We start from the raw sequence: 6,107 nt of genomic DNA on the forward strand, positions 1-6,107 counted from the left end.
TGTAGAGAAAAATTAGGAGAAGGCTTTGTCGCTTAGCTCTTCTTGCATTTGCTCACGCATTTTAAATTTTTGCAGTTTACCTGTTACTGTCATTGGATAGTTTTCTACAAAACGGATATGTCGTGGCATTTTAAAATAGGCTAGTTTGTCTTTTAAAAACTCACGAATTGCTTGCTCATCAAGCACAGCGTCTTCTTTTGGTTGGATCCAAGCGCACACTTCCTCGCCATACCTTTCATCTGTTATACCAAATATGGCAGCATCTTGAATGCCCGGGTAGGTGTAAAGCACTTCTTCTATTTCGCGCGGGTAAATGTTTTCGCCGCCACGAATAATCATATCTTTAATACGGCCAACAATAGTGACAAACCCTTCTGTATCCATGACACCTAAATCGCCAGAGTGTAGCCAACCGTTGTCATCTATTGTGGCTTTTGTTTTAGCATCGTCATTCCAATAGCAGCGCATTATACCTGCACCTTTACTACACACTTCGCCAGGTTGACCAATTTGTTGAATGTTACCCAACTCGTCAATAATTTTAACCTCGGTATGGGCAAGTGCGCGGCCAACCGTCGTTACTTGCCGCTCTATTGAAGAGTCTGTTTCGGTAATGTTGTTTATGGGGCTGCACTCAGTTTGCCCGTAAGCAATCAGTACTTGATGCATGTTCATTTGTGTTTGTACTTTGCGCATTACTTGCTCTGGGCATGTAGAGCCTGCCATTACACCCGTGCGTAAAGTACTTAAGTCATAATCGTTAAAATTACTTAGCTCAAGCTCACTAATAAACATGGTAGGTACACCGTGCAGCGCTGTACATCCTTCTTGTTGAACTACATCTAGTGTGGTTTTTGCATCAAACGAATCGCCTGGATAAATGGCTGCTGCACCTTTACTAACACACAACAAGCTACCCAATACCATTGCAAAGCAATGATATAACGGGATGGGGATACATAACTTGTCATCGCTCGTAAAGTGCATAGATTCGGCGACGAATAGCGCATTATTTAAAATGTTTTTATGAGTGAGCGTTGCGCCTTTTGGGTTACCTGTTGTGCCTGATGTAAATTGTATATTGATGTCTTGCTCAGCATTTAAGTTTGCACCTATTGCTTTTAATTCAAGCTCATGTGCTGATGTTGGCAAGTTAATAACATCATTAAAAGAGTACATACCAGGAGATGCTTCATCGCCAATGCGGATTATATTTTTAAGAGTGGGCAGTGCTTTTAAATTAAGTGTGTCTTTATCGCAAGTTGCAAGTTCTGGAGCCAAACCATTGAGCATTTCTAAATAATCACTGCCTTTAAAGTTTGATGCTGTGATTAGAGTAGAGCATTCAACACTATTTAAGGCGTATTGTAATTCGTTAGGGCGATATGCAGGGTTGATGCAAACCATTATTGCGCCAATTTTTGCGGTTGCAAATTGGGTTAAGCACCACTCAATATTATTAGGAGACCAAATACCAACACGCTCGCCTGGTTTCACGCCAAGTGCCAGCAACCCCATAGCAAGTTGATTAACTTCTTTTTGAAATTCTTTATACGTTAAGCGAATACCCTGGTGATGAACTACAACAGCTAACGCCTCTGGATTTTTGTCGACAATAAAGTCAAAGTACTCCCCGATAGTCGAATTTGTTAAAGGTGTGCTTTGTATACCTTTAAAATAGCTTTGCGATAACGGTAAGTGATTTATTTGTTCTACTTCTTTTACCGCAATAGTGTGTGTGTGCATTGCTCTCTCCATGAAAATGTGTGTGAGTTATGTAAACTACAAAGTTAAAATAAACACATATTGTCGACAAAGAGAAGGGCAGTTAGACTAATGTATTATTAGATTAATAAAATCTAATTATGTTTTTAGATACAAAAAAACGCGTCTTACACTGTAAGTACGCGTTTTTAAACGAGCAATAACTTTACATTTCGTCGCTGCGGTATGTTTTTTTCATTATGTAAACGTAAGCGTTTACAAATGCATTTTCTTGGTACTTTTTAAGACCAGTTTCTTCAAAATCAATAGGAATAGGATTACGCTTTACCTGTTCTTTAATTTCAGTTGTGGTAAATAAACGTACGTCTAAATTGTCGATTAATTGAATCGCAGTTTCCATTTTGAATCCCTTTGCGCTGCCAGCAAATTTACCTTTAGGCTGACGCTCACGGATTGCAACAGAATCAATTTGGTAATCTTGCATTAGTTTTGCAAAATCGAATTGAAATTTACGCATTACTTCAGTGTCGTTACCGTTACCTAAGGTAAAGCGTGTTTGGCGCACATCGCGAATATCAAATACGTCATTATCTTTACTTAAAATACAAAGTAGTACATCACTACCGGTAATTTCTACACCACATGTTCTCATGTCTATTCTCTAAAATAACTTAATTACGCAGTATTATACGCAACACACATTAAAATGCGAGTGTAGGTATAGTTGTAGGTGCGTAATTAGTGCGTTGATGCTTTTATATTTTAATGAAATTATTTTTTTTGCTCTAAAAGTTACATTTTGTGCTCAAAACGGGTGGATTTCACCCCTTAAAACTTGTAATTAAATGCGCAGCACGCGACAATATATCTTTGTAGTTGAATAGACTCTGCATCTACATTTATTAGTCAATGCTTATTCGTAAAAGCGTTGTCGAGTCATTCTCATTTAATTTATTAAAAATACACGTGATACATTGTAGGTGTCACCACTGTAGCAAGGATTTATAATGCCAGTTATTACTCTTCCAGACGGAAGTCAACGTAGTTTTGAAAACCCTGTAAGCACGCTTGATGTTGCAAACGATATTGGCCCTGGTTTAGCTAAAGCGACCATTGCGGGTCGTGTTAATGGCGACCGTGTTGATGCATGTGATTTAATTAGTGAAGACTCTCGTCTTGAGATCATTACCGCTAAAGACGATGACGGCCTTGAAATCATTCGTCACTCTTGTGCTCACTTAATTGGTCATGCAGTTAAGCAACTTTTCCCAGACGCAAAAATGGCAATAGGTCCTACCATTGATAACGGTTTTTACTACGATATCGATATGGAACATTCATTATCACAAGATGATCTTGAAGCAATTGAAAAGCGTATGTTGCAACTTGCAAAAACCAACTACGACGTAGTGAAAAAAACAGTAAGCTGGCAAGAAGCACGCGATACATTTGAAGCGCGTGGCGAAACATACAAAATAGAAATTCTGGACGAAAACATCGCTAAAGATGACCGCCCAGGGTTATATCATCACGAAGAATATGTAGACATGTGTCGTGGACCTCACGTTCCTAACATGAAATTTTGCCAAAACTTCAAAATAATGAAAGTTGCGGGTGCATATTGGCGTGGTGATTCAGAAAACAAAATGCTACAACGCATTTACGGCACAGCGTGGGGCGATAAAAAGCAACTTAAAGCGTATTTAAAACGCCTTGAAGAAGCTGAAAAACGCGATCACCGCCGTATTGGTAAAGCGCTTGATTTATGGCATTGGCAAGAAGAAGCGCCAGGTATGGTATTTTGGCACAACGATGGTTGGAGCATTTACCGCGAGCTTGAAGAATTTGTACGTGAAAAATTACGCGAATATGAGTACGAAGAAGTAAAAGGTCCAATGATGATGGACCGTTCACTTTGGGAAAAATCAGGTCACTGGGAAAAATATTCAGAAGCAATGTTTACCACTGAGTCTGAAAAGCGTGAATACGCGATTAAACCAATGAACTGCCCAGGACATGTGCAGATCTTTAACCAGGGTTTAAAATCGTACCGTGATTTACCACTTCGTATGGCTGAATTTGGTTGTTGTCATCGTAATGAACCATCAGGTGCACTACATGGTTTAATGCGTGTACGTGGCTTTACCCAAGATGATGCTCACATTTTCTGTACCGAAGAGCAGATAATGGACGAAGTTTCAGCGTGTATTAAGATGGTTTATGATACATATGAAACATTCGGATTTGAGAAGATTGTAGTTAAGCTATCTACTCGCCCAGAACAACGCATTGGTGAAGACAATATGTGGGATAAAGCAGAGCTTGCTTTAGCCGAAGCACTTAAGCTAAACGATATTGAATTTGATTATCTTCCGGGTGAAGGCGCGTTTTATGGTCCGAAGATTGAATTTACTTTATACGATTGTTTAGACAGAGCGTGGCAGTGTGGTACAGTGCAATTAGACTTTGCATTACCGGGTCGTTTAGGCGCTACTTATGTAGCAGAAAATAACGAACGTCGTACACCTGTAATGATACATCGTGCTATTTTAGGTTCTATTGAACGCTTTATTGGCATTTTAACTGAAGAGTATGCTGGTTTATTCCCGACGTGGCTTGCGCCAAAGCAAGTGGTAATTATGAATATTACCGATAAACAGGCTCCTTATGTTAAAGAAGTTGTACAAAAATTAAATAAACTTGGAATTAGAGCCGCTGCTGACTTGAGAAATGAGAAGATTGGCTTTAAAATCCGTGAGCATACACTGAAGCGTATTCCATACTTGCTTGTTGTTGGCGATAAAGAAGTTGAACAACAAGAAGTAGCAGTGCGTACTCGCACAGGTGAAGACCTAGGCAAATTTAATGTCGATGATTTTGTAGCTAAAATTAGCGAAGAAATTAAAAATCGACAGTAAAAATCGAGCGTGTAAGGCATTAACAAACAGCCAATTACACGCTTATATTATTGATATTCTTGGAGGAACGTACTATTAGAGGCGGCAAGAAAGGGCAACAAACAGCTCAAAAAAATCGTATTAACGAAGAAATTACAGCGCAAGAAGTTCGTTTAATTGACATTGAAGGCGAACAAGCTGGAATTCAGTCATTACAAGACGCGCAAACTATGGCCGATGCAGCGGGTGTTGATCTTGTTGAGATCAGTCCAAACGCTGAGCCGCCTGTTTGTAGAATCATGGATTACGGTAAGTTCATCTTTGAAAAAAGCAAAGAACTAAAAGAGCAGAAGAAGAAGCAAAAGCAAATCCAGATAAAAGAAATCAAATTCCGTCCTGGTACGGATGAAGGTGATTATCAGGTTAAGCTTCGCAACTTACGTAAGTTCTTAGAAGCTGGCGATAAAGCTAAGATTACTATCCGCTTCCGTGGTCGTGAAATGGCTCACCAAGAAATTGGTATAGAATTATTAAACCGTATCAAAGCCGATTTAGAAGAACTTGCAGTAGTTGAGTCTTTCCCAAATCGTGTTGAAGGTCGCCAAATGGTTATGATGATGGCGCCTGTTGCTAAAAAATAATTTTTAAGCGATAATACGCACCGAAATTAGCTCAGGTCTGCAAGTAATATGCGAATATTCACCTGAGTTAACCGGTATTAAAGTAAGATTGCGGCATTTATGCTGGGTCTTCACCGGAACATGGCAGTAAGTTAGGCCTAAAAGTGGAGCTATAGAAATATATCTCACGCCTGCTTACTAATTTAAAAGCAATACAATTTGGAGTTATTGCAATGGCTTATAAGCTAAAAAGTCACAGTGGCGCTGCTAAGCGTTTCAAAAAGACTGCTTCTGGCGGTTTCAAGCGTAAACAAGCGCATCTTCGTCATATTCTGACTAAGAAAACTTCTAAGCGTAAGTTACACCTACGTCCTAAGATGATGGTTCATAAAAATGACCATGGTCTAGTTTCACGTATGTTACCGTTCGCTTAATAGGGGTTTTTAGAAATGGCAAGAGTTAAACGCGGCGTTGTCGCACGTGCACGTCACAAAAAAGTTTTAAAACAAGCAAAAGGTTACTACGGAGCACGTTCACGTGTTTACCGCGTAGCTTTCCAGGCTGTTACTAAAGCGGGTCAATACGCTTACCGTGACCGTCGTGCGAAGAAACGTACTTTCCGTCAATTATGGATTGCACGTATCAATGCTGCTTCACGTCAAAATGGTCTGTCTTACAGCCGTTTTATCAATGGTCTTAAAAAGACATCTGTAGAAATCGATCGTAAGATCCTTGCAGATATCGCTGTTTATGACCAAGTTGCATTCGCAGCGCTTGTAGAAAAAGCAAAAGAAGGCCTAGCCGCTTAAGCTTTTTCATATAAGTATTAAAAAAGGAGCCTATGGCTCCTTTTTTTGTGCCTGTA

The 6,107-nt window shown here is 39.6% G+C and carries 6 protein-coding genes; 4 read left to right on the forward strand and 2 right to left on the reverse strand.

The features are described 5' to 3' along the window. Positions 1 to 12 precede the first annotated feature (12 nt). Complete coding sequence (locus GQR46_RS14775) at positions 13 to 1,746, reverse strand: AMP-binding protein (protein ID WP_165741330.1); 1,734 nt, start codon at positions 1,744 to 1,746, stop codon at positions 13 to 15. A gap of 184 nt (positions 1,747 to 1,930) precedes the next feature. Continuing rightward, positions 1,931 to 2,377 carry a DUF3010 family protein gene (locus GQR46_RS14780; protein WP_007582681.1) on the reverse strand — a complete coding sequence of 149 codons (447 nt, stop codon included), beginning with the start codon at positions 2,375 to 2,377 and terminating at the stop codon, positions 1,931 to 1,933. A gap of 355 nt (positions 2,378 to 2,732) precedes the next feature. Here GQR46_RS14780 and thrS point away from each other — a divergent pair, with 355 nt between their 5' ends. The 4 genes from thrS (at position 2,733) to rplT (ending at position 6,051) form a co-directional block, all read left to right on the forward strand. Beyond that, complete coding sequence (gene thrS / locus GQR46_RS14785; RefSeq protein ID WP_165741331.1) at positions 2,733 to 4,643, forward strand: threonine--tRNA ligase; 1,911 nt, start codon at positions 2,733 to 2,735, stop codon at positions 4,641 to 4,643. Between the two features lie 59 nt (positions 4,644 to 4,702). Next, on the forward strand, positions 4,703 to 5,263 hold the full coding sequence (gene infC / locus GQR46_RS14790) for a translation initiation factor IF-3 (protein ID WP_002960714.1): 561 nt from the start codon (positions 4,703 to 4,705) through the stop codon (positions 5,261 to 5,263). A 212-nt stretch (positions 5,264 to 5,475) separates the two neighbouring features. Next, positions 5,476 to 5,676, forward strand: coding sequence for a 50S ribosomal protein L35 (rpmI, locus tag GQR46_RS14795; RefSeq protein ID WP_002960713.1), 201 nt, complete (start codon positions 5,476 to 5,478; stop codon positions 5,674 to 5,676). Positions 5,677 to 5,691: 15 nt separating this feature from the next. Further along, positions 5,692 to 6,051, forward strand: coding sequence for a 50S ribosomal protein L20 (gene rplT, locus GQR46_RS14800; protein ID WP_002960711.1), 360 nt, complete (start codon positions 5,692 to 5,694; stop codon positions 6,049 to 6,051). Positions 6,052 to 6,107 lie beyond the last annotated feature (56 nt).

The organism is Pseudoalteromonas sp. Z1A6, assembly GCF_011378745.1.
GTDB lineage: Bacteria > Pseudomonadota > Gammaproteobacteria > Enterobacterales > Alteromonadaceae > Pseudoalteromonas > Pseudoalteromonas arctica.